The sequence below is a fragment of the Streptococcus cristatus genome (genome assembly GCF_003943535.1).
GTDB classification, from domain to species: Bacteria; Bacillota; Bacilli; order Lactobacillales; family Streptococcaceae; genus Streptococcus; species Streptococcus cristatus_L.
The window spans coordinates 155,131-176,486 of the sequence record NZ_RJPU01000002.1; the positions used below are offsets into that span (position 1 = coordinate 155,131).

General features: G+C 40.1%; 22 protein-coding genes and 1 tRNA gene. 18 read left to right on the forward strand and 5 right to left on the reverse strand.

Going from position 1 to position 21,356, the window contains the following annotated elements; genetic code table 11:
• Positions 1 to 40: 40 nt before the first annotated feature.
• Positions 41 to 1,990, forward strand: a complete 1,950-nt coding sequence (gene thrS / locus D8790_RS03955) for a threonine--tRNA ligase (protein WP_125387648.1) — start codon at positions 41 to 43, stop codon at positions 1,988 to 1,990.
• A 152-nt stretch (positions 1,991 to 2,142) separates the two neighbouring features.
• Positions 2,143 to 2,700: a signal peptidase I gene (gene lepB, locus D8790_RS03960; RefSeq protein ID WP_015605388.1), complete on the forward strand. Its 558-nt coding sequence runs from the start codon at positions 2,143 to 2,145 to the stop codon at positions 2,698 to 2,700.
• Between the two features lie 26 nt (positions 2,701 to 2,726).
• On the opposite strand, the gene D8790_RS03965 is transcribed toward lepB, so the two are convergent.
• From D8790_RS03965 to murT, 3 genes are read right to left on the reverse strand one after another with little or no spacing between them, the layout of a single operon-like run.
• Positions 2,727 to 2,984 carry a LapA family protein gene (locus tag D8790_RS03965; RefSeq protein WP_125387649.1) on the reverse strand — a complete coding sequence of 86 codons (258 nt, stop codon included), beginning with the start codon at positions 2,982 to 2,984 and terminating at the stop codon, positions 2,727 to 2,729.
• 14 nt (positions 2,985 to 2,998) lie between these two features.
• A complete protein-coding gene (gene gatD, locus D8790_RS03970) occupies positions 2,999 to 3,784 on the reverse strand; it encodes a lipid II isoglutaminyl synthase subunit GatD (protein ID WP_125387650.1) in 786 nt (261 codons plus the stop codon).
• Positions 3,784 to 5,127 carry a lipid II isoglutaminyl synthase subunit MurT gene (murT, locus tag D8790_RS03975; protein ID WP_125387651.1) on the reverse strand — a complete coding sequence of 448 codons (1,344 nt, stop codon included), beginning with the start codon at positions 5,125 to 5,127 and terminating at the stop codon, positions 3,784 to 3,786. Before murT ends, gatD begins: the two co-directional genes overlap by 1 nt.
• 107 nt (positions 5,128 to 5,234) lie before the next feature.
• Between murT and cdaA the strand changes: the two genes are divergently transcribed.
• The 6 genes from cdaA (at position 5,235) to D8790_RS04005 (ending at position 10,064) form a co-directional block, all read left to right on the forward strand.
• Complete coding sequence (cdaA, locus tag D8790_RS03980; RefSeq protein ID WP_125370609.1) at positions 5,235 to 6,092, forward strand: diadenylate cyclase CdaA; 858 nt, start codon at positions 5,235 to 5,237, stop codon at positions 6,090 to 6,092.
• Positions 6,079 to 6,828: a CdaR family protein gene (locus D8790_RS03985; RefSeq protein ID WP_048763687.1), complete on the forward strand. Its 750-nt coding sequence runs from the start codon at positions 6,079 to 6,081 to the stop codon at positions 6,826 to 6,828. The genes cdaA and D8790_RS03985 overlap by 14 nt, the downstream gene beginning before the upstream one ends.
• Before the next feature lie 29 nt (positions 6,829 to 6,857).
• Entirely contained in the window at positions 6,858 to 8,210 is a 1,353-nt protein-coding gene (gene glmM / locus D8790_RS03990; protein WP_125387652.1) for a phosphoglucosamine mutase, read from the forward strand.
• Positions 8,211 to 8,405: 195 nt separating this feature from the next.
• Positions 8,406 to 8,534, forward strand: coding sequence for a DUF4044 domain-containing protein (locus D8790_RS03995; RefSeq protein ID WP_065426516.1), 129 nt, complete (start codon positions 8,406 to 8,408; stop codon positions 8,532 to 8,534).
• 52 nt (positions 8,535 to 8,586) lie between these two features.
• Entirely contained in the window at positions 8,587 to 9,897 is a 1,311-nt protein-coding gene (obgE, locus tag D8790_RS04000) for a GTPase ObgE (protein ID WP_125387653.1), read from the forward strand.
• Positions 9,898 to 9,908: 11 nt separating this feature from the next.
• Positions 9,909 to 10,064, forward strand: a complete 156-nt coding sequence (locus tag D8790_RS04005; protein ID WP_125387654.1) for a hypothetical protein — start codon at positions 9,909 to 9,911, stop codon at positions 10,062 to 10,064.
• Positions 10,065 to 10,221: 157 nt separating this feature from the next.
• On the opposite strand, the gene D8790_RS04010 is transcribed toward D8790_RS04005, so the two are convergent.
• Both D8790_RS04010 and D8790_RS04015 read right to left on the reverse strand, forming a co-directional pair.
• The gene (locus tag D8790_RS04010) at positions 10,222 to 10,464 is read right to left on the reverse strand and encodes a type B 50S ribosomal protein L31 (protein WP_048763695.1); all 243 of its coding nucleotides are present in this window, start codon (positions 10,462 to 10,464) and stop codon (positions 10,222 to 10,224) included.
• Between the two features lie 105 nt (positions 10,465 to 10,569).
• Positions 10,570 to 11,505, reverse strand: a complete 936-nt coding sequence (locus tag D8790_RS04015; RefSeq protein ID WP_125387655.1) for a DHH family phosphoesterase — start codon at positions 11,503 to 11,505, stop codon at positions 10,570 to 10,572.
• Positions 11,506 to 11,610: 105 nt separating this feature from the next.
• Between D8790_RS04015 and D8790_RS04020 the strand changes: the two genes are divergently transcribed.
• The 10 genes from D8790_RS04020 (at position 11,611) to cas8c (ending at position 21,345) form a co-directional block, all read left to right on the forward strand.
• A complete protein-coding gene (locus tag D8790_RS04020) occupies positions 11,611 to 12,051 on the forward strand; it encodes a flavodoxin (protein WP_037586414.1) in 441 nt (146 codons plus the stop codon).
• 123 nt (positions 12,052 to 12,174) lie between these two features.
• A complete protein-coding gene (gene sufB / locus D8790_RS04025; RefSeq protein ID WP_125387656.1) occupies positions 12,175 to 13,557 on the forward strand; it encodes a Fe-S cluster assembly protein SufB in 1,383 nt (460 codons plus the stop codon).
• A gap of 153 nt (positions 13,558 to 13,710) precedes the next feature.
• On the forward strand, positions 13,711 to 13,977 hold the full coding sequence (locus tag D8790_RS04030; protein ID WP_125387657.1) for a chorismate mutase: 267 nt from the start codon (positions 13,711 to 13,713) through the stop codon (positions 13,975 to 13,977).
• Positions 13,974 to 14,348, forward strand: a complete 375-nt coding sequence (crcB, locus tag D8790_RS04035; protein ID WP_125387658.1) for a fluoride efflux transporter CrcB — start codon at positions 13,974 to 13,976, stop codon at positions 14,346 to 14,348. The genes D8790_RS04030 and crcB (D8790_RS04035) overlap by 4 nt, the downstream gene beginning before the upstream one ends.
• The gene (crcB, locus tag D8790_RS04040; RefSeq protein ID WP_185761904.1) at positions 14,345 to 14,671 is read left to right on the forward strand and encodes a fluoride efflux transporter CrcB; all 327 of its coding nucleotides are present in this window, start codon (positions 14,345 to 14,347) and stop codon (positions 14,669 to 14,671) included. The genes crcB (D8790_RS04035) and crcB (D8790_RS04040) overlap by 4 nt, the downstream gene beginning before the upstream one ends.
• Before the next feature lie 118 nt (positions 14,672 to 14,789).
• A complete protein-coding gene (gene rplS / locus D8790_RS04045) occupies positions 14,790 to 15,137 on the forward strand; it encodes a 50S ribosomal protein L19 (RefSeq protein ID WP_005590628.1) in 348 nt (115 codons plus the stop codon).
• Between the two features lie 40 nt (positions 15,138 to 15,177).
• A tRNA-Arg gene (locus tag D8790_RS04050) sits at positions 15,178 to 15,249 on the forward strand.
• A gap of 818 nt (positions 15,250 to 16,067) precedes the next feature.
• Entirely contained in the window at positions 16,068 to 18,482 is a 2,415-nt protein-coding gene (gene cas3 / locus D8790_RS04055) for a CRISPR-associated helicase Cas3' (protein WP_185761905.1), read from the forward strand.
• A gap of 245 nt (positions 18,483 to 18,727) precedes the next feature.
• On the forward strand, positions 18,728 to 19,456 hold the full coding sequence (gene cas5c / locus D8790_RS04060; protein WP_125387661.1) for a type I-C CRISPR-associated protein Cas5c: 729 nt from the start codon (positions 18,728 to 18,730) through the stop codon (positions 19,454 to 19,456).
• Entirely contained in the window at positions 19,456 to 21,345 is a 1,890-nt protein-coding gene (gene cas8c, locus D8790_RS04065; protein WP_125387662.1) for a type I-C CRISPR-associated protein Cas8c/Csd1, read from the forward strand. Before cas5c ends, cas8c begins: the two co-directional genes overlap by 1 nt.
• Positions 21,346 to 21,356 lie beyond the last annotated feature (11 nt).

The following is a 21,356-nucleotide window of genomic DNA, read 5'->3' on the forward strand; positions in this document are numbered from 1 at the left end:
CCTCAGTTATAAAATATGATAAATTTTTAAGGAGAAAACCATGATTAAGATTACTTTCCCAGATGGCGCTGTTCGTGAATTCGAATCTGGCGTTACAACTTTTGAAATTGCCCAATCTATCAGCAATTCCCTAGCTAAAAAGGCCTTAGCTGGTAAATTCAATGGCAAACTCATCGACACGACTCGTGCTATCACTGAAGATGGAAGCATCGAAATCGTGACACCTGATCACGAAGATGCCCTTCCAATCTTGCGCCACTCAGCTGCCCACTTGTTCGCCCAAGCAGCTCGTCGCCTCTTCCCAGATATTCACTTGGGTGTTGGTCCAGCGATTGAAGATGGTTTCTATTACGATACGGACAATCAAGCTGGTCAAATCTCCAACGAAGATCTTCCTCGTATCGAAGAAGAAATGAAGAAGATCGTCAAAGAAAACTTCCCATCTATTCGTGAGGAAGTAACCAAAGACGAGGCCCGTGAAATCTTTAAAAACGACCCTTACAAGTTGGAATTGATTGAAGAACACTCTGAAGACGAAGGTGGGTTGACTATCTACCGTCAGGGTGAATATGTGGACCTTTGCCGTGGCCCGCACGTCCCTTCAACAGGCCGTATCCAAATCTTCCACCTTCTCCATGTAGCTGGTGCTTACTGGCGTGGAAATAGCGATAATGCCATGATGCAACGGATCTACGGTACAGCTTGGTTTGACAAGAAAGACTTGAAGAACTACCTTCAAATGCGCGAAGAAGCCAAAGAACGTGACCACCGTAAACTCGGTAAAGAGCTTGACCTCTTCATGATTTCTCAAGAGGTTGGTCAAGGTTTGCCATTCTGGTTGCCAAATGGTGCGACTATCCGTCGTGAATTGGAACGCTACATTGTCGACAAGGAGTTGGCTTCTGGCTACCAACACGTTTACACTCCACCACTTGCTTCAGTAGAGCTTTACAAGACTTCTGGTCACTGGGACCATTACCAAGAAGACATGTTCCCAACTATGGACATGGGTGACGGGGAAGAATTCGTTCTTCGTCCAATGAACTGCCCACACCACATTCAGGTCTACAAACATCATGTTCACTCATACCGCGAATTGCCAATCCGTATCGCCGAAATCGGTATGATGCACCGTTACGAAAAATCTGGTGCCCTAACTGGTCTTCAACGTGTGCGTGAAATGTCTCTCAACGATGGTCACCTCTTTGTTACTCCTGAACAAATCCAAGAAGAATTCCAACGTGCCCTTCAGTTGATTATCGATGTTTATGAAGACTTCAACTTGACTGAATACCGCTTCCGTCTCTCTCTTCGTGACCCTCAAGATACTCACAAGTACTTTGACAACGATGAGATGTGGGAAAATGCCCAAACCATGCTTCGTGCAGCTCTTGATGAAATGGGCGTGGACTACTTTGAAGCCGAAGGTGAAGCAGCCTTCTACGGACCAAAATTGGATATCCAAGTTAAGACAGCTCTCGGAAAAGAAGAAACCCTTTCGACTATCCAGCTTGACTTCTTGCTTCCAGAACGCTTCGACCTCAAATATATCGGAGCTGACGGTGAAGAACACCGTCCAGTTATGATCCACCGTGGGGTTATCTCAACCATGGAACGCTTTACAGCTATCTTGATTGAGAACTACAAGGGTGCCTTCCCAACATGGCTTGCACCACACCAAGTGACCCTCATCCCAGTATCCAACGAAAAACATGTGGACTACGCATGGGAAGTGGCGAAGAAACTCCGTGACCGCGGTGTTCGTGCTGATGTGGACGAACGCAATGAAAAAATGCAGTTCAAGATCCGTGCCTCACAAACCAGCAAAATTCCTTACCAATTGATCGTTGGAGACAAGGAAATGGAAGACGGAACGGTCAACGTTCGTCGCTATGGACAAAAAGAAACACAAACTGTTTCAGTTGATGATTTTGTTCAAGCTATCCTAGCTGATATTGCTAACAAATCACGCGTGGCTAAAGAAGATTAAAATAAAAAAGGCAAATTCAATTGAGGAAGCTCCTCAATAGGCTTTGCCTTTTCATTTTTTACAATTTTGTTAAACGTGATCCTCTCTTATCTCTGTGTTTTGTCTAATCCCATGAAAAATGATATAATAGAACAAAAGGACAGGGGAGAGAGATGTTAAAGAGAGATTTACTGAGAAATATTATCATTGTGACGGTATTTATTGCCATTCTGGTGGGGCTACGCTTGTTTGTCTATACACCTTATCGTATCACCAAGCAAGATGCCAATTCTTTCTTAGCGGAAAATGATTTGGTCTTGGCGGATAAGACAGCCAAGCTTGCTCGTGGGGAATTTGCCCTCTATGAGGTCGATGGAAAAGAATATGTCGGCCGTGTTATTGCTATGGAAAATGACAAGGTGACCTATATGGATAACTTGCTGTATCTGAACGATCAGGTGCAATCAGAGCAATATATCGAAAAGATGCGAGAGAAATATCTGGCTTCGGCTGCCAGCACGGGCTATTATACCCACGATTTTTCTGTTGTTGACTTAAAAGGAGCGACTTCTGATACCATCCCTAAAAATTCTTTTTTAATCTTAAATGATCGACGCGAAAATACGAAAGACAGTCGAGAATTTGGTCTGATCAAAAAGGAGCAGATTAAGGGAATTGTAGAATTCCGTATCTCTCCTTTAGATAAATTTGGTTTTGTTGAAACAAAGTAGTAAAAAACTAGGCTGGAATTTCCAACCTAGTTTTCTTTTTGAGATGTTTTCAGAGCTTCTTTGGTTTTCTTAAGCTCATTTTTTAGTGAGAAATTTTTTGGCATGCTGATGAGAAAGGTCGTGACAGAGCCCAGGAGAACAGAGACCAAAATCAATATAATCAAGGGAAGTTTGAAGTTGAAGACGATAAAGCTAACATTGACGCTCTGCATATTGGCCAAGGAAATACTGGCCACCAATAGAATGGTAATTAAGAGCAGGATATAGTGGAATTTTTCTTTCATAACAATTCTCCTATTTATTCAAACTCAGCCTTGCTTTTGACATCGCCGTACTCTTCTTGAGTTTCTTGGGCTAGGATGTCCTCATAGGCTGACAGTTCAATGGCAGAGCCATACTTATTTTTCAGAGCAGTGGTCACTAGACGGTAGGCCAAGTTCGCATTGCGAGACAAGATGGGACCATGGAAATAGGATCCGAATACATTCTTGTAGTGGACACCTTCGTTGCCGTCTTCTTGATTATTACCATTTCCATAGACGACCTTGCCCAGAGGTTTCTCATCGTCAGAGAGGAAGGTTCGTCCTTGGTGGTTTTCAAAGCCGTAGTAGGTCTCGTTAAATTCTTCGTTATGAATCTTGATGTCACCAATATAGCGATTCTTGACTTGGTTGAGAGTATAGTGTCCCATGATGCCTAGACCTTCGATTCTACGGCCAGAAGCTTCGATATAGTATTGGCCTAAGAGTTGGAAGCCACCGCAGATAGCTAGCACAACGCCGTTGTCATTGATAAAGTTTTCCAAGGCATCTTTTTTAGCTGGCAGGTCACGAGCCACGATCGTTTGCTCATAGTCTTGACCTCCGCCAAAGAAGACGATGTCGTAGCTATCCTTGTCAAAGTCATCTTCTAGAGAAACGATATCAACCTCAACCCTAGCACCTAGCTTTTCAGCTACATACTTGAGCATGAGAACATTGCCATTGTCGCCGTAGGTATTCATAAGGTCGCCGTAGAGATGAGCGATTTTTAAGTCATAGTGATAGTCCTGGTTTTCAGGAGAAACGAGGGATCTATAAACCATTAGTTCATCTCCTTTCTGATTACTTGTCGTTCTGCCAGCAACTCACGGAATTCCAGCATGGCGGTATAAGTAGCTAGGATATAGGCGTGTTTGGTTTCTTGCTCTTCAATCAACTTAAAGACTGCTTCCAAATCTTTGACTTCGGTAATCTGATCTGCTGGATAGCCCGTCACGCGCAGTCGACGTGCAATCTCTGAGTGGCGCACACCGCCTGCAATGACCTGAGGAATATTCATTTCTAGAATTTTCTCAAAATCTGCATCCCAGATCCAGCTAGTATCAATACCGTCCGCATAGTTGGCATTTAGCAGGACAGATAGGCTAAAGTCAAAAGGTGCCAGCTCAATCATTTCCAAGGCTTGGGTGGCTCCGACCGGATTTTTGATCAAGACCAAGGTACATTCCTTATCGCCGATTTTGAAAGTTTCCTGACGGCCAAAGACAGCTCTGCTCTTGTCAAAGCCAGTCTTGATAGTAGCCGGCTCAACTCCGAAGAACTGAGCAACTGACACAGCGGCCAAGGCATTGTAGATATTGTAGAGACCACCGATATTAATCTGATAGTCTTGTCCATCAATGGTAAAGGCAGAGCGATTGTGCTCAAGTGCTTTGAGAGAGGTCAGGGTGTAGTCAAGCTTAGGGCGCTTGAAGCCGCAGTCCTCACAGATGTAAGCTCCGAGATTGGCATAAGTATTGAGCTCGTACTTGAGGATATGCTCGCACTTAGGACAGAGGATACCCTCTGTATTGTAGTGTGCTAGCTTAGGTTGGCTTTTCTCCGTGTCAAATCCATAGTAGCAGACAGGATTTTTCAGGCTGACCGAGTTAAAGAGAGGGCTGTCACCATTCATCAGCACAGTTGCTTCAGGTACTTTAGCTGCAGCATCTAAAATCATCTGGTAAGTTGTGTAGATCTCACCATAGCGGTCCATCTGGTCACGGAAAATATTGGTAAAGACGAAGAGGCTAGGCTTGATATAATCACAAATCCGAGACAGACTGGCTTCATCGATTTCCAGAACAGCGATATGTTTGCCAGATTTGCCTTTTTTAGCTGTTAGGAAGGTCGTGGTGATCCCGGTAATCATATTGGCACCACTGGGATTGGTCACCACTTCGCCAAAAGCTTCCTTGAGAATGCCCACTGTTAGAGCTGTAGTCAGAGTTTTTCCATTGGTTCCGGTAATAACAACAACTTCGTAGTTTTTGGCCAAGTTTTGCAAAATGTTTTTGTCAAATGTGAGGGCAACTTTCCCTGGCAGAGTCGAGCCGCGTCCCATTTTGCTGAGAACAAAGTGGGAGGACTTGCCTGCCAAGAGGCCCAATGCTGTATTTATCTTCATAAGAAATATTTTATCATAAAAAAGTAAAGAAGGTTACAGAAAAATATCCTTAAAAGTGATATAATGGTTGAGAACTGTTTGTTTTTGACTGGGAGGGCCACTATGCAATGAACTTTCAACAATTAACCAATCTCCAATACTGGGCTAATGTATTCAGTAATCCTTGGAATATTTTAATCAACATTATTGATATTGCTTTAGTCACCTGGATTTTATATCATTTTACTAAAGCAATTGCCGGAACCAAAATTATGATTCTGGTTCGGGGAGTGCTCTTCTTCATCTTGGCACAGTTTTTAGCGAATATCATTGGTTTGACGACCATTTCATGGTTGATCAATCAGGTTATTACTTACGGTGTTATTGCAGCGGTGGTGATTTTCTCGCCTGAGATTCGGACTGGTCTTGAAAAGCTGGGTAGAGCAACCGAGATTTTTTCGGCCACGCCAGTCAGCAGCGAGGAGAAATTGATTCAAGCCTTTGTTAAGGCAGTAGCTTACATGAGTCCGCGTAAGATCGGTGCCTTGGTGGCTATTCAGGGCGCTCGAACGTTGCAGGAATACATTGCAACGGGAATTCCACTGGATGCGGATATCTCTGGGGAACTGTTGATCAATATTTTCATTCCTAATACGCCTCTGCATGATGGGGCAGTTATTATCAAAGATAATAAGATCGCTGCCTCTTGTGCCTATTTGCCGCTTACCGAAAGCACAGGTATTTCCAAGGAATTTGGGACTCGTCACCGGGCTGCGATTGGCCTTTCAGAAGTTTCAGATGCCTTTACTTTTGTCGTGTCTGAGGAGACAGGCGGTATTTCTACGACACATAATGGAGTCTTCAAGCATGACTTGAGTTTGAGCGAGTTCGAATCACAACTTCGGGAAGTTCTCTTATCAGACAAGCATGAGAAAATGAGCCTAAAGAATCGTATCCTAGGAGGATGGAAGAATGAAACAAAGTAAAAAAATTCTCTATATTATCTCCTCCTTATTTTTTGCTTTGGTTTTGTTTATTTATGCGACGTCTAGTAGTTTTCAAAATAGTATCAGCATTCGCCAAGTGACCTCGGAAACTTACAGCAATACGATTTCTAATGTCCCGATTGATATCAAGTATGATAGTGAACGGTACTTCATTAGCGGCTTTACTTCCGAGGCTAGTGTTGTTTTAACGGGTTCTAATAGAGTGGCTTTAAGTAGCGAAATGCAAGAGAGTACACGGAAGTTCCATGTGGTAGCAGATTTATCCAATGCATCAGAAGGAACAGTCGAAGTGCAGCTGAAAGTCGAAAATCTACCTAGCGGCCTGTCTGCTACGGTTAATCCGCAAAAAATTTCAGTCAAGATAGGTAAAAAAGCAAGCAAGAAAGTGCCAGTGAAGTATCTCATCACAGGCAGTCAGGTTGCAGAAGATATTTCTATCACAAATGTGAGCTTGGAGCACGAAGAAGTGACAGTGACAAGCGATGAAGAAACTTTGGAAAAAGTTAATCATGTCGCAGCAGTTTTACCAAGCAATGTCACTATTTCAGGAAATTATAGTGGAGCAGCATCCTTGCAGGCCATGGATGCCAATGGGAATGTTTTGCCAAGTGTTGTGACACCGTTTGAAACAACGATGAAAGTTACGACCAAAACCACACATTCGAATTCGTCAAGCTCCAAATCGAGCTCAAGTTCGAATTCATCTAGTAAATAAATGCAAGATTTGAAAGGAAAATTTTAAAAATGGGTAAATATTTTGGAACCGATGGTGTTCGTGGAGAAGCTAATGTGGAATTAACGCCGGAATTGGCTTTTAAACTAGGCCGTTTTGGTGGCTATGTTCTGAGCCAACACGAAAGTGAAGTTCCTCGGGTATTTGTTGGCCGTGATACACGCATTTCGGGAGAAATGCTGGAGAGTGCCTTGATTGCAGGTCTGCTTTCTGTGGGGATCCACGTCTACAAACTTGGTGTGATTGCTACTCCAGGTGTTGCATACTTGGTCAAATCCGAAAAAGCTAGTGCGGGTGTCATGATTTCGGCTAGCCATAACCCAGCTCTTGATAATGGCATCAAATTCTTTGGTGGCGATGGTTATAAACTGGATGATGAGCGTGAACTTGAAATCGAAGCTTTGCTGGACGCAGCAGAAGATACCCTTCCACGTCCAAGTGCAGAGGGCTTAGGAAAAGTCGTGGACTATCCTGAAGGCCTGCGTAAGTACCAACAATATATCGTGTCAACTGGTTTAGATCTTGAAGGAATGCATGTTGCCCTTGATACAGCAAATGGTGCTGCTTCAACTAGTGCCCGTCAAATTTTTGCCGATTTGGGTGCCCAGCTGACTGTTATCGGAGAAAATCCAGATGGTCTCAACATTAACTTAAATGTAGGCTCCACTCATCCAGAAGGCTTACAGGAAACAGTCCGTGAGTCAGGTGCGGCAATTGGTCTCGCTTTTGATGGCGATAGTGACCGCTTGATTGCCGTTGATGAAAATGGCGATATTGTAGATGGTGACAAGATTATGTACATCATCGGCAAGTATCTGTCTGAAAAAGGTCAATTAGCTCAAAATACAATTGTGACTACGGTTATGTCCAACCTTGGTTTCCACAAAGCCTTGGAGCGCGAAGGCATCAATAAAGTAGTGACTGCCGTTGGTGACCGCTATGTGGTAGAAGAAATGCGCAAGAACGGTTATAATCTAGGTGGCGAGCAATCTGGACATGTTATTATCATGGATTATAATACCACTGGTGATGGTCAATTGTCAGCGGTACAATTAACCAAAGTGATGAAAGAAACTGGCAAGAGCTTGTCTGAACTTGCGGCAGAAGTGACTATTTACCCACAAAAATTGGTCAATATTCGTGTCGAAAATGCTATGAAAGATAAGTCAATGGAAGTACCAGCCATCAGAGACATTATTGAAAAAATGGAAACTGAAATGGCAGGAAACGGCCGTATCCTTGTCCGCCCAAGTGGGACAGAACCGCTTCTGCGTGTCATGGCTGAAGCGCCAACTCACGAAGAAGTGGACTATTATGTGGACACAATTGCGGATGTCGTCCGTGCTGAAATTGGTATCGAATAAAAGTCAAAAGATTGGAGAAGCCTCCTATTTGGAGTGAGTTCTTCAATCTTTTTAAATTATTTCCATAAATATCCTTTAGGATTCTTTGGCTAATGGAGTAAAACCTCTCTTTTTCTTTTTCATCTCGTAAATATTTGAAAAAGTATGCTAATCGTGTTAAAATATAGGGAGTAATCTAGGAATTGAGGTAATAAAGTGGCTTTTGGAGATAACGGACAACGTAAAAAAACTGGATTTGAAAAATTGACAATGCTGGTCGTGGTAATCATGTTACTTGTAACGATTGGTGCAATTTTTGCACAAGCTATCGGCGTAATCTTCTAATCCTAAACGCTGCAAGGCGTTTTTTTAGAGTAAAAAAGAAGCGAGAATTTATATGAGTATGTTTTTAGATACAGCCAAGATTCAAGTCAAGGCTGGCAAAGGCGGCGATGGCATGGTAGCCTTTCGTCGAGAGAAATATGTCCCCAATGGCGGACCTTGGGGCGGCGATGGCGGTCGTGGCGGCGATGTGATTTTTGTCGTGGACGAAGGACTGCGTACCTTGATGGATTTCCGTTACAATCGTCATTTCAAGGCTCAATCAGGCGAAAAAGGAATGACTAAGGGAATGCATGGTCGAGGAGCGGAGGATTTGATTGTCCGTGTACCGCAGGGGACGACCGTGCGTGATGCTGAAACTGGCAAGGTCATTACGGATTTGATTGAACACGGTCAACGATTCATCGTAGCGCATGGCGGTCGTGGTGGTCGTGGCAATATTCGCTTTGCTACACCTAAAAATCCTGCTCCGGAAATTTCTGAAAATGGGGAGCCCGGTCAGGAAAGAGAATTACTGCTGGAGCTAAAAGTGCTGGCTGATGTTGGTTTGGTTGGTTTTCCTTCGGTTGGAAAATCAACCCTACTAAGTGTGATTACATCAGCTAAGCCGAAAATCGGAGCCTATCACTTTACCACGATTGTTCCTAATCTGGGCATGGTTCGGACTCAGTCTGGGGAATCTTTTGCTGTAGCCGATCTACCAGGTTTGATCGAAGGAGCCAGTCAGGGAGTGGGCTTAGGTACCCAGTTTCTTCGTCATATCGAGCGGACACGGGTCATTTTGCACGTTATTGATATGTCTGCCAGTGAGGGTCGCGATCCTTATGAAGATTACCTTGCGATCAATAAAGAGCTAGAATCCTATAATTTGCGCTTGATGGAACGGCCGCAGATCATTGTAGCCAACAAGATGGATATGCCTGATAGCGCAGAAAACTTGAAAGAATTCAAGAAAAAACTGGCTGCCAATTATGACGAATTTGAAGAGTTGCCACAGATTTTCCCTATTTCTAGTCTGACCAAGCAGGGGCTTGCCACGCTCTTAGATGCGACAGCTGAGCTACTGGATAAGACACCTGAGTTTCTGCTTTATGAAGAATCCGATATGGAAGACGAGGCTTATTATGGCTTTGATGAAGAAACACCAGCCTTCGAAATCTCTCGTGATGATGATGCTACATGGGTGCTTTCAGGTGATAAACTAGAAAAACTCTTTACAATGACTAACTTTGACCGTGATGAGTCCATCATGAAATTCTCTCGTCAGTTGCGCGGTATGGGCGTTGACGAAGCACTTCGTGCGCGTGGTGCCAAAGACGGAGATTTGGTGCGCATCGGTAAGTTTGAGTTTGAGTTTGTTGACTAAGGAGATATGTAATGGGTGATAAACCAATATCTTTCCGAGACGAAAATGGCAATTTTGTCTCAGCAGCAGATGTTTGGAATGCAAAAAAGCTGGAGGAACTCTTCAACCGGCTAAATCCGAATCGCAAACTTCGCCTTGAGCGAGAAAAATTGAAAGAAGATCAATAGTTGAAACCAATCCTTTGAGATGAAGGAATGAGTGACAGTAGTTATGTTGCCTCATTCCAGATTTCGAAGGATTTTCTATTGGAAAAAACAAAAAAGCCAAATCCGATTTCTCGGATTTGGCTTTGTATCAACATTCTTTTTAATGTCAATACAGTTCTTATTTGAGACCGTATTTTTTGTTGAAACGATCCACACGTCCATCTGCTTGAGTGAACTTTTGACGTCCAGTGTAGAATGGGTGTGAGTCTGATGAAATTTCGACACGGATCAATGGGTAAGTTTCACCTTCGAATTCAACAGTTTCGTTTGAACGTTTAGTTGAACCGCTAAGGAACTTGTAGCCAGTAGTAGTGTCCATAAATACAACTTGACGGTATTCTGGGTGAATGTCTTTTCTCATTTTAAAAAAATCCTTTCTGCCATGGACTCTTTGCGAGCCATAGATTAGTTACTTTGATAGTTTATCAAATTCTAAATGATTTGACAAGTCTTTTGGATGATTTTCTTACTTTTTTGCTCTTTCTTTTAATTTTTGATAAATTACGTCCACTTCATCTTTGGAATAAGCATTGGCACCGCTGGCAAGTGGGTGGCCACCTCCATCATGTTGCTTAGCAATTTCATTGATTGGAGTAAATTTACTGCGCATCCGCACACGATAATGGCCGTCAGGCTGTTCGACAAAGATGGCCCACATCTGGACATCTTCGATCCGTCCGGGTGCACCTACAATTGCTGAAGTATCAGCATCAGTCAATCGATTGTCTTTCAATAATTGCTGCGATAGGATGACACGCGCAGCACCATTTTCATCCACTTCCAGATTATCGTACACATAACCTTGCAGTTTGGCAACTTGATGAGTAATGGAGTCCATTTTTCGAGAAAGCTCTGAAAAATTAAAAGCGTATTGGCGGAGTTTTCCAGCTACTTCAAATGTGCGTGCAGTAGTTGCTGGATAGAGGAAGCGACCTGTATCCCCAACAATGCCAGCATAAAGAAGTTTAGCGATATAGTCATTTACTTCTAAGTGATTTTCGAAGGCAAAAAGAGCGATAATTTCGCTCGTGCTACTAGCATCTGTATCAACCAGCAGCAAATCTCCGTAGGCATCATCGTTGGGATGATGGTCGATTTTAATCAAAAAGTCGCTCATGCTGTAGCGTTGATCATCAATGCGGGGAGTATTGGCTGTATCGCACACGATTACCAAGGCCTGCTCATAGTCCGCATCTGTTACCTCATCCATCTTTGCCAGCCAAGTGAGGGTTGGCTCGTCATAACCTGTCACTTTGATGGATTTTTCAGGAAAGTTGAGCTGGAGAAGTTTTTGTAAGCCGACTTGACTGCTAATTGCATCTGGGTCAGGGCGCATGTGGCGGTGGATGATAATTTTATCGTATTCTTTAATTTTTTTCAGAATTTTGCTATAGATACTCATTGTAAACCTCTTAAACTTTCTCTAGTTATTGTAGCACAAGAATTTTTATTTTTAAAATAAAAAAGATGTGTTATAATGAATGAAGATTATAATTTGGAGGGAACTATGACCTTAGCGAAAATTGTATTTGCCAGTATGACTGGAAACACCGAGGAAATTGCCGATATTGTGGCGGATAAGCTAAGAGAACTAGATGTAGAAGTTGAAGTGGACGAGTGTACCACTGTCGATGCAGAAGATTTCTTGGAAGCGGATATTACGATTGTAGCGACCTATACCTATGGGGATGGTGAGCTACCTGATGAGATGATGGACTTCTACGAAGACTTGTCTGGACTGGATTTGTCTGGCAAGGTCTATGGAGTGGTCGGTTCAGGCGATACTTTTTATGACGAATTCTGCAAGGCTGTTGATGATTTTGATGCTGTTTTTGCGGCTACAGGAGCAGTGAAAGGTTCAGAATGTGTCAAAGTAGATCTTTCTGCAGAAGAAGATGATATCGAGCGCTTGGAAGCATTTGCGGAAGAGTTGGTAAGTAAAGTTTAAAATGACAATATGGAGAGCGGCTGTGGCCGTTTTTCTTTTGTTAAAGTATTATTTTCTGACAATTCTCATGATTAGGAGTATAATATAAGTAAGCGTTATCCCTTAGATAAAGGAGGAGTTCCTATGAAAGAACGCGACTATGCCTTTGGTTTTCATGATAATGTCAAGCCACTCTTTTCAACTGGTAAGGGCCTGACAGAAGAAGTGGTTCGAGAAATCTCAGAAATCAAGAATGAGCCCCAGTGGATGTTGGATTATCGCCTCCGCTCTTTGGAACTTTTTCATAAGCTACCCATGCCTAACTTTGGACCAGATTTATCAGGTATTCGCTTTGATGATATTATCTACTACCAAAAACTAAGCGGAGATCGGGCTCGCAGTTGGGATGAAGTTCCAGAGGAGATTAAGAAAACCTTTGATCGCTTGGGAATTCCAGAAGCCGAGAAGCGCTTTCTATCTGGAGCTGTGGCCCAGTACGAATCGGAAGTGGTTTACCATAATATGAAAGAAGAATTTGCCAAGTTGGGGATTATCTTTACTGATACGGATACGGCTGTGCAGGAATATCCGGACTTGGTCAAGCAGTATTTTGGTACTGTGATTTCAAATGCTGAGCATAAATTCTCTGCTCTTAATAGTGCAGTTTGGTCCGGCGGAACCTTTATCTATGTGCCTAAGAACGTCCAGTGCCAAGTTCCTGTTCAGACCTATTTTCGTATCAATGGTGAAAATGCCGGCCAGTTTGAGCGCTCCTTGATGATTATCGAGGAGGGTGGCTCTATCCAGTACATTGAGGGTTGTACAGCACCGACTTACACAAGCAATAGTCTTCATGCGGCAAATGTTGAAATCATTGTCAAAAAGGATGCTTTTTTCCGCTATACGACCATTCAAAACTGGTCGGACAATGTCTATAACCTCGTAACGGAGCGGGGGATTGTTGAGGAAGGCGGCACCTTAGAGTGGATTGATGGGAACTTAGGCAGTAAGGTCAATATGAAATATCCTTGTAGCATTCTTAATGGCCGAAATGCCAGAACTTCTGTTCTATCCATGTCTTTTGCCAACTATGGTCAGCACTTGGATGCTGGCTGCAAGGTCTTTCATAATGCGCCCAAGACTTCCAGTACCTTAATTTCTAAATCAGTGGCTAAGGATGGCGGCAAGACAGACTATCGTGGTCAGGTTCGCTTTGGCAAGAATAGCGCAGGTTCCAAATCTCATATCGAGTGCGATACCATTCTGATGGATGGCGAGTCCAGTTCTGATACCATTCCTTTTAATGAAATCCATAATTCCAATGTCGCGCTAGAGCATGAAGCCAAGGTTTCCAAAGTGTCTGAGGATCAGCTCTACTACCTGATGAGCCGAGGAATCAGCGAAGAAGAAGCCACAGCTATGATTATCAACGGATTTATGGAACCCATTACCAAAGAACTACCAATGGAATACGCCGTCGAACTCAACCAACTCATCAACATGAGTATGGAAGGGTCAGTTGGTTAAAAAGGTCCAGCGGACCTTTTTAATCTGCGGATAAAAACTCGCTTTTGCGAGTTTTCTTTTAATTTAAGGTCCAGTGGCCCTTTTCTATTTAGGATAAAACTAGAAGATTTTACTATTTTTTGATATGATAGATAGAATACGAGGAGGAATGAGATGATGTTAGAAGAAATCAGACGGGAAATTGACCAAGTAGATGACGCACTCGTTGCCTTACTAGAGCAGCGTATGAATCTGGTCGGCCAAGTTGTGGCTTTTAAAAAATCAACTGGGAAGGCCGTCACAGATCCTAAGCGAGAAGAAAGGATCTTTGCTAGAGTTGCGAGCAAGATTGAAAATAAGAACTATCAAGAAACGATTCTAGCGACCTTTGCGGATATCCTAAAGCATTCACGTGCTTTTCAGGAGAAACAAATTCGATGAGTGAAGTAAAAAATTCTTTAGTAATCTTCTTGGGAGCTATGCTAGGCGGTTTACTTCGTTATCAATGCTCATCCTTTTTCACATTTACGGGATATTTTCCGCTAGCGACACTTTTGGTTAACTATTTGGGAACTTTCTTGTTAGTCTATTTGGTTAAAGGCTATCTCAGTCGTAAGCAAGTTTCTAAGCGTTTGTTATTGGCTTTGTCGACGGGATTTTGTGGCGGCTTGACGACTTTTTCTAGTCTTCTATTAGATTCGCTCAAATTGCTGGATTTGGGTCGTTATCCAGAATTGCTCCTATATCTTGCCTTGAGTATCGGGGGCAGCCTTTGCATTGCTTTATGGGCTGGAAGGAAGGTGACCGCATGATTTGGTTTTTGCTCATTGCTTGCGGTCTAGGAGCTCTTGTCCGTTACTTTTTTTCTAAGGTTAATAGCAGAGCTGCTTTGCCAATAGGCACCTTGATGGCTAATGTACTGGGAGCCTTTTTGATTGGATATTTTTATAATCATATCCAAGATAAACAGTTGTATAGCATTTTAGCAACTGGCTTCTGTGGCGGTTTAACAACTCTTTCAACCTTTAATGCGGAATTAGCAGAGCTGTTCTCAGATAAGAAGAAATTTAACCTCTATCTGATGCTGACCTACCTTATAGGATTTTTAGCCATTCTTTTAGGAATTTTTATCTAAAAATCTTTACTTTTGCTAGAATTTTGATATAATATACTTTGTGCATAAATGGATGCACTAAAAAAACGGCTAATCCGCTGTCGTCTAGAACTACAAGATTAGCAAGATAGGAGAAAAAATGAATCCATTAATTCAAAGTTTGACTGAAGGTCAACTTCGCTCAGATATCCCTGCATTCCGTCCTGGTGACACTGTCCGCGTTCACGCGAAAGTTGTCGAAGGAACTCGCGAACGTATCCAGATCTTTGAAGGTGTCGTTATCGCTCGTAAAGGTGCTGGTATCTCAGAAAACTACACAGTTCGTAAAATCTCTAACGGTGTAGGTGTTGAACGTACTTTCCCAATCCACACTCCACGTGTTGATAAGATTGAAGTCGTTCGTTACGGTAAAGTTCGTCGTGCTAAATTGTACTACCTTCGTGCATTGCAAGGTAAGGCAGCGCGTATCAAAGAAATCCGTCGTTAATATCAGAAATGACTCTGTCACTTGGCAGAGTTTTTCTCTAGTCCCCTTAGTTCAATGGATATAACAACTCCCTCCTAAGGAGTAGTTGCTGGTTCGATTCCAGCAGGGGACATTAAACAACACTTAAAACCCTTGATTAACAAGGGTTTTTGTTATATTTGACCCAAATCTGCCCCAAAAGTTTCGAAAATATTTCTTATTCGATTATGATTTTTTTCTTCTTGTTGCTCTAAACGATGGGTATAGACTTATACATGCTCAAAAGAGATTGGTCTATCGGAAGCTAGATGATGAAAGTAAGTTTTTTGCAGTGGAGCACACAAGCATTAGCGCTCACTTTTTACAAAAATTAAAGAGGAGTGTGGACAAAAGATTGTTCATAAAATCGTTCTAAAATAATTACAACAAAACTATTCTCTTCTAAGACTAGTTGAAATCCTCAGCCTAAAGGAGTCAGATGGCTTGCTGTCATTACCGAGTAACGAGAGTAATATCAGTCTTTATAACTGTAGATATGGAGATATAGAAGAATGAAAAATGAGTGCTACAGCAAATGTTGTAGCGTTTTTTAATAGAAAGTAACAAAAATACTCATAATCTATTGAAATTTTTAGTTTTTAAGTTTACAATGATATTAATATAGTGTTTTGAATATATTCCTATGAAGATTATCAGTGATTTTTATTAAAGTTAAATAATTATAGTATAGATCATTAGTAATGTTTTAATCTATATGGTCGCATTGATAAAGGATTCATTTTCTAGGACTAAGACATTATTCTTTTAAGTATTCTGTAATCTGTCTATAATACTTCAGAAACTATTTTCTCCAAAAATGAAAGCGCTTTAAAATCCGGAAGTTTTATTAAATTAGAGATTTAAGATTGGAATATTTTTCCAACATTAACACTAAATGAAATGAGGGTAAAAATGATAAAAGCTCATTATAATCGTGATACGAACGAAATGCAATCGTTAAAAATACATTTAACAAATGTTGCTGAAAGTGGAAGAAAACAAGCAGAGTCTTTAGGACAAGGGGATGTGCTTTTTTTGCTAGGATTGTATCATGATTTAGGTAAGGCAAATAAAGCTTTTCAAGATAAATTGGAAATGCAACCTAACAAGCATGTTGATCATTCATCTGCTGGAGCTATCTATCTCTTTCAAAGTATACAAGCATGTTTAAAAAAATCAAGTATTCCAATGGAAGATAGGATACTTTTTCAGGAGATCAGTGCTTATGTTATTTCAGCTCACCACGGTATGTATAATATTTTTCTGGAAGATGAAGGTGTTCAAGCAGAACAATTTGCATTCAATAAATTAAGGCATAGAATGACAAAATGTATGAATAATCTTGCTTACCAAGAAGATATTCTACCTTTTGCTCAAGAATTAGAAGCTGAATTAAATCCTCATGGTTACTGTGATTTAAACGATTTAATCGAAAAAGCATTTACAAATTACCAGCAAGCCTGGTCTAAACTTAGTTGGTCTGATGAAAGTGAGAAAGAATATTATAGTGGTTGTTTTATTCGCATGTACTTATCTTTTTTGAAGAATGCAGATATACTAGATACTGTCAATGCTTATGGCTTGCTCATTGAACCTTTAAAAGATGAAGAAAAACAAAAACTAAATGATTCTTATCTTGAAGCTATTGAGCGAAAATATCGTAGCTTTAGTCATCCAACTACAAGACTTAATGAGATTCGTTCACAAATTGGTGAACGAGTTAAGAGTAGAGGGGAAAAAGATTCAACGGGAATCTATCGTTTAGATCTTCCTACTGGCGCTGGGAAAACGAATCTTAGTATGAGATATGCCTTTCATCAGTTAGTTGACCAAAATAAATCAAGATTTTTCTATATTACGCCTTTTTTATCTGTTTTAGAACAAAATGCAGCAGCTATTAAAAAAGTTATTGGAGAAGATGGGGTACGAGAGCATCATTCAAATGTTGTACAGAACAAACAAGAGAACGAGGATAAGGGAGACGAAAAAGAGAGCTTATTACCAGAGTACCTGATAGAAAGTTGGGATAGTCCAGTCGTTTTGACATCAATGGTTCAATTTTTTCAAACTTTATTTAAAACTAAATCAGCAAATATTCGCCGTTTTTCTAGTTTAGCGAATAGTGTTTTGATTTTAGATGAAGTGCAATCATTGCCTATTGAGGTGACAACTTTATTTAATTTAACCATGAATTTCTTAAATAAAGTTATGAACACGACTATTATCTTATGTACGGCTACACAGCCTGCTTATGATTCTACTGCTATTAAACATAAACTTTCTTATGGTGGGAAATATGCTGAAGCTACTGATATAGTCGAGTTAACTAATGAAGAAAAAGAAGTCTTTTCAAGAACAGAACTTAGAAAATTTGATGAAAACAATCAACATTCCAATCTGTCAGATTTAGTAGATTTTGTACTGGAAAATGACGAGTCTATTCTTGCGATTTTTAACACCAAGAAGACAGTTGATAAATTTTATATGATGCTTGAAAGATTGACTGATAGACCTATTTATCAACTTTCGACTAATATGTGTGCTCAGCACAGATTAGACATTATATCGGAAATTAAACAGTATCTAAAAAAAGGAATACCTATTATCTGTATTAGTACGCAACTAATTGAAGCTGGCGTTGACATTGATTTTAATCGCGTCATCAGATCTTATGCAGGAGTTGATTCAATTGTGCAAGCTAGTGGACGATGCAATCGTGAAGGTAAACGTGATAAAGGTCAAGTTACCTTGGTCAATCTTACCGCTGAAGAGGAAAATCTATCACGCTTGAAAGAAATAAAAGCTAAGAAAGACGCCACAGAGCATATTATCCATAAGATCTCATCGCCTATTGAAATGTCACTTTTAAATCGGGATTTTTTTGAATATTATTATGCTAATAATCAAGGTTCAATGGATTATCCTTTATCGCATGGTGAATCAGTTTATGATTATTTAAGCATAAATTCATATCAAGACAGAAATGATTTTAAAGGAAAGTTAAAACAAGCCTTTAAAACTGCTGGTTTGAGGATGAATTTAATAAACAATGACACAATAGGGGTGTTGGTTCCGTATGGAGAAGCTATTGAAAAGTTGTTGGTTTTAGAAGAATTGTGTGAATATGATTGCCCATCTGTCGAAGACTATCAAACAATAAAAGCACTTTTAAAGGAATTGCAGCCCTATACGGTAAATGTTCGTCAGCACGATCAAATACTTGAAGCGACAAAATCATATTTGAATGGGCAAATTCAGATATTGTCAGATGGTTATTATGATGAGAAAAAGGGGATCACCCTAGAGTCAGGAAGTTTCCTGATGTAAAAATTAAAAGAAAACAGGTCGACGAGAGTCAGTAGAGGACTTCGTTGACCTGTAATTCAGTATAAATAAGCACTAAATATAATTTCAATCCACATAGATAGCACTATGATGGCTAGATTATATCAAAATTGATTCATATAATCAACAGATATTTTATAAACACTAAATATAGAAAGAAAATAATTGACTTTTGAAGTTTCAAGTGCTAAGATAGGTTTATAGAATCACAGAAGGAGGTTTTAACCTTGTACAGATCAAGAAATTTCTATGCGAGGGTGCGTGGGGATCAGGCTATCTTTACAAATCCTGCAACTAAAGGCGGAAGCGAAAGGAGCTCTTATAGTACCCCTACTCGACAAGCTCTCCAAGGCATAATTGATGCTGTGTACTACAAGCCGACATTCACAAATGTTGTGACTGAAGTTAAGGTCATGAATCAAATTCAGACAGAGCTACATGGTGTTCGTGCTTTGTTACATGATTACAGTGCGGATTTGAGTTATGTTTCATACTTGAGTGATGTGGAATATCTAGTGAAATTCCATTTCATTTGGAATGAGAATCGTGAAGATTTGATGCAAGATCGGCTACCTAAAAAGCATGAAGCCATTATGGAACGTTCTATTCGAAAAGGTGGCCGGAGACATATTTTTCTTGGCACAACGGAATGCTTTGGCCTAGTCGATGAAATTAGTCAGGAAGAGTATGAGAACACCCCTTCTTATTATGATGGCGTTACTATTGATTTAGGTATTATGTTCCATTCTTTTGCTTATCCAAAAGACGAAACGACACCATTAAAATCTTATTTTACAAAAACAGTGATGGAGAATGGGTTGATTAAGTTTAAGCCTCAGTCTGAGTGTGAAATTGTAAATACTTTATCTAGTTATACCTTTAAGACACTTGGCCAGATTAAGTCCGTTGATGATGAACTTAAGGAATATGACGCTATGGAGAAAGGAGAAGAATAATGGATTTTTTTACTTCTCTCTTAAAAGCTTATGAAAAAGCAGAAGAAATTGGCTTAGTTGACCAACAAAGTGGGGACAATCCTGTTTTGCTTCCGATTTATCATACTAGTTTGAAGTCAAATGGTAAAAATATTATTGCAGTTAAGTTGGATCAGGATGGCAGTTTCTATAAGGCAGAATTCATGTATGATAATCAAACGATTATATTTCCTGTGACTGCAAATTCTGTAGCAAGATCTGGTAGCAATCCTGCTCCACATCCTCTTGTAGACAAGTTTTCTTATTATATACCAGAGGTGAGTCAATTACAATATGATGATTTTCATAAACAATTAGCTAGTTGGATTGCTTACTGTGAGGAAGGTAAAGTCAAGGATTTTTTGATGAAAATTCAGCATTTTATTCTCCAAACAGATTTTCTAAGTAGCATTCTTCAGTCTTTATATGGTGAGCATTACCAAAGAGAGGGATTGAAAATCACCTATTCTGACTCTGATGGAAAAAACAAGACTGTTGATTTATCCGCTTATTTCCTAGAGTTTTCAATTGTACGATTTAATGGCTTTAAAGATGAATCAGTGACTAGCTACAAGGAATTACATCAATCATATATTTCATTTGTAAGAGCTAATCAGTATAATTTGGGAATATGTAATATTAGCGGACGAACGGAGCAAATTACCAATAAGCATCGAGGACTGATGGGGAATGCTAAAATTATTTCGGTTAGTAATAAAGGAGAGGCCTATAAAGGGCGCTTTAAGGAGCGAGAAGATGTTTTTAGTGTTGGCTATGAAACTTCAGAAAAAATTCATTTAATGATTAAGTATCTGCTAGAAAATAAAAACAGTAGTACTTGGCTAGGATCGTCACAATATCTGATCAATTGGTTTAGTGATGATTTAGCGAATGAGAGTCAATTGGATATTGTTAAGCCGGTTTTTAATGAATTATTTGAAGATGATATAGACCAAAAAGACAGTTCGGTTTTCCTCAAACCGAACCAAGTAAATAAAAAAATAAGGTCTTCGTTTATCAAAGGAAGAAAATTATTTGGCAATGATGCAACCTACTACGTTGCAATACTAAATAAAACAAGCAATGGTCGTATTGCTTTAAAATATTTCCGTCAGCTCCAGGTCTCACAATTATTGAAAAATCTGGAATCATGGCAGGAAAATTACTCTTGGGAACCAAAAACTAAAGTAGAAGATTATAAATTTAGAACGCCTACTTTTAGTGAGATTATTAATGCTGCTTACGGTGTTGATAGAGAACGATATTTAGAATTGGACAATGACAGTTTTAAGAGCGATCAATATCAGCAATTAGTAACAGCTTTGATTGATGGGAATCCAGTGCCTAGTACTATCGTTAAGAAGTTAGAAACGAATATTAAACAGCGACAAAAGTACCCTAATCACTGGTCTCAGGTGCAGCAAATAAGTTTAGCGATTTTACACAAACAATATGGAAGGGAGTTTAAACCAATGTTAGATCACGAAAATACTAATCGTTCCTATCTCTTCGGAAGATTATTAGCTATTTTTGAATTGATGGAATTGAAAAAATATGAAATTGAGAATCCAAATAAGGACAAGAAAGAATCTAATAGGATAACAAATGCCGAGAGATACTGGAATGCCTATACCAGCCAGCCAGCCAAGTTAATGATGAATTTGACAAATAAAATCAAGCCTTATGAAGAGGCTGTGAAATTAAACGCTCATGGAATCTTTCATAAATTAGACAAAGAGCGAGCAGAAATTGTCCAATTACTCAGCCCCCTAATGGCAAAGAAGGATATCAATGATCCCTTGGATTATCAATTTATTTTTGGTTACTATGCTGAAAAGCAGTTCTTTTATACAAAACAAGAAAAAAAATGAAAGTGAGGAAT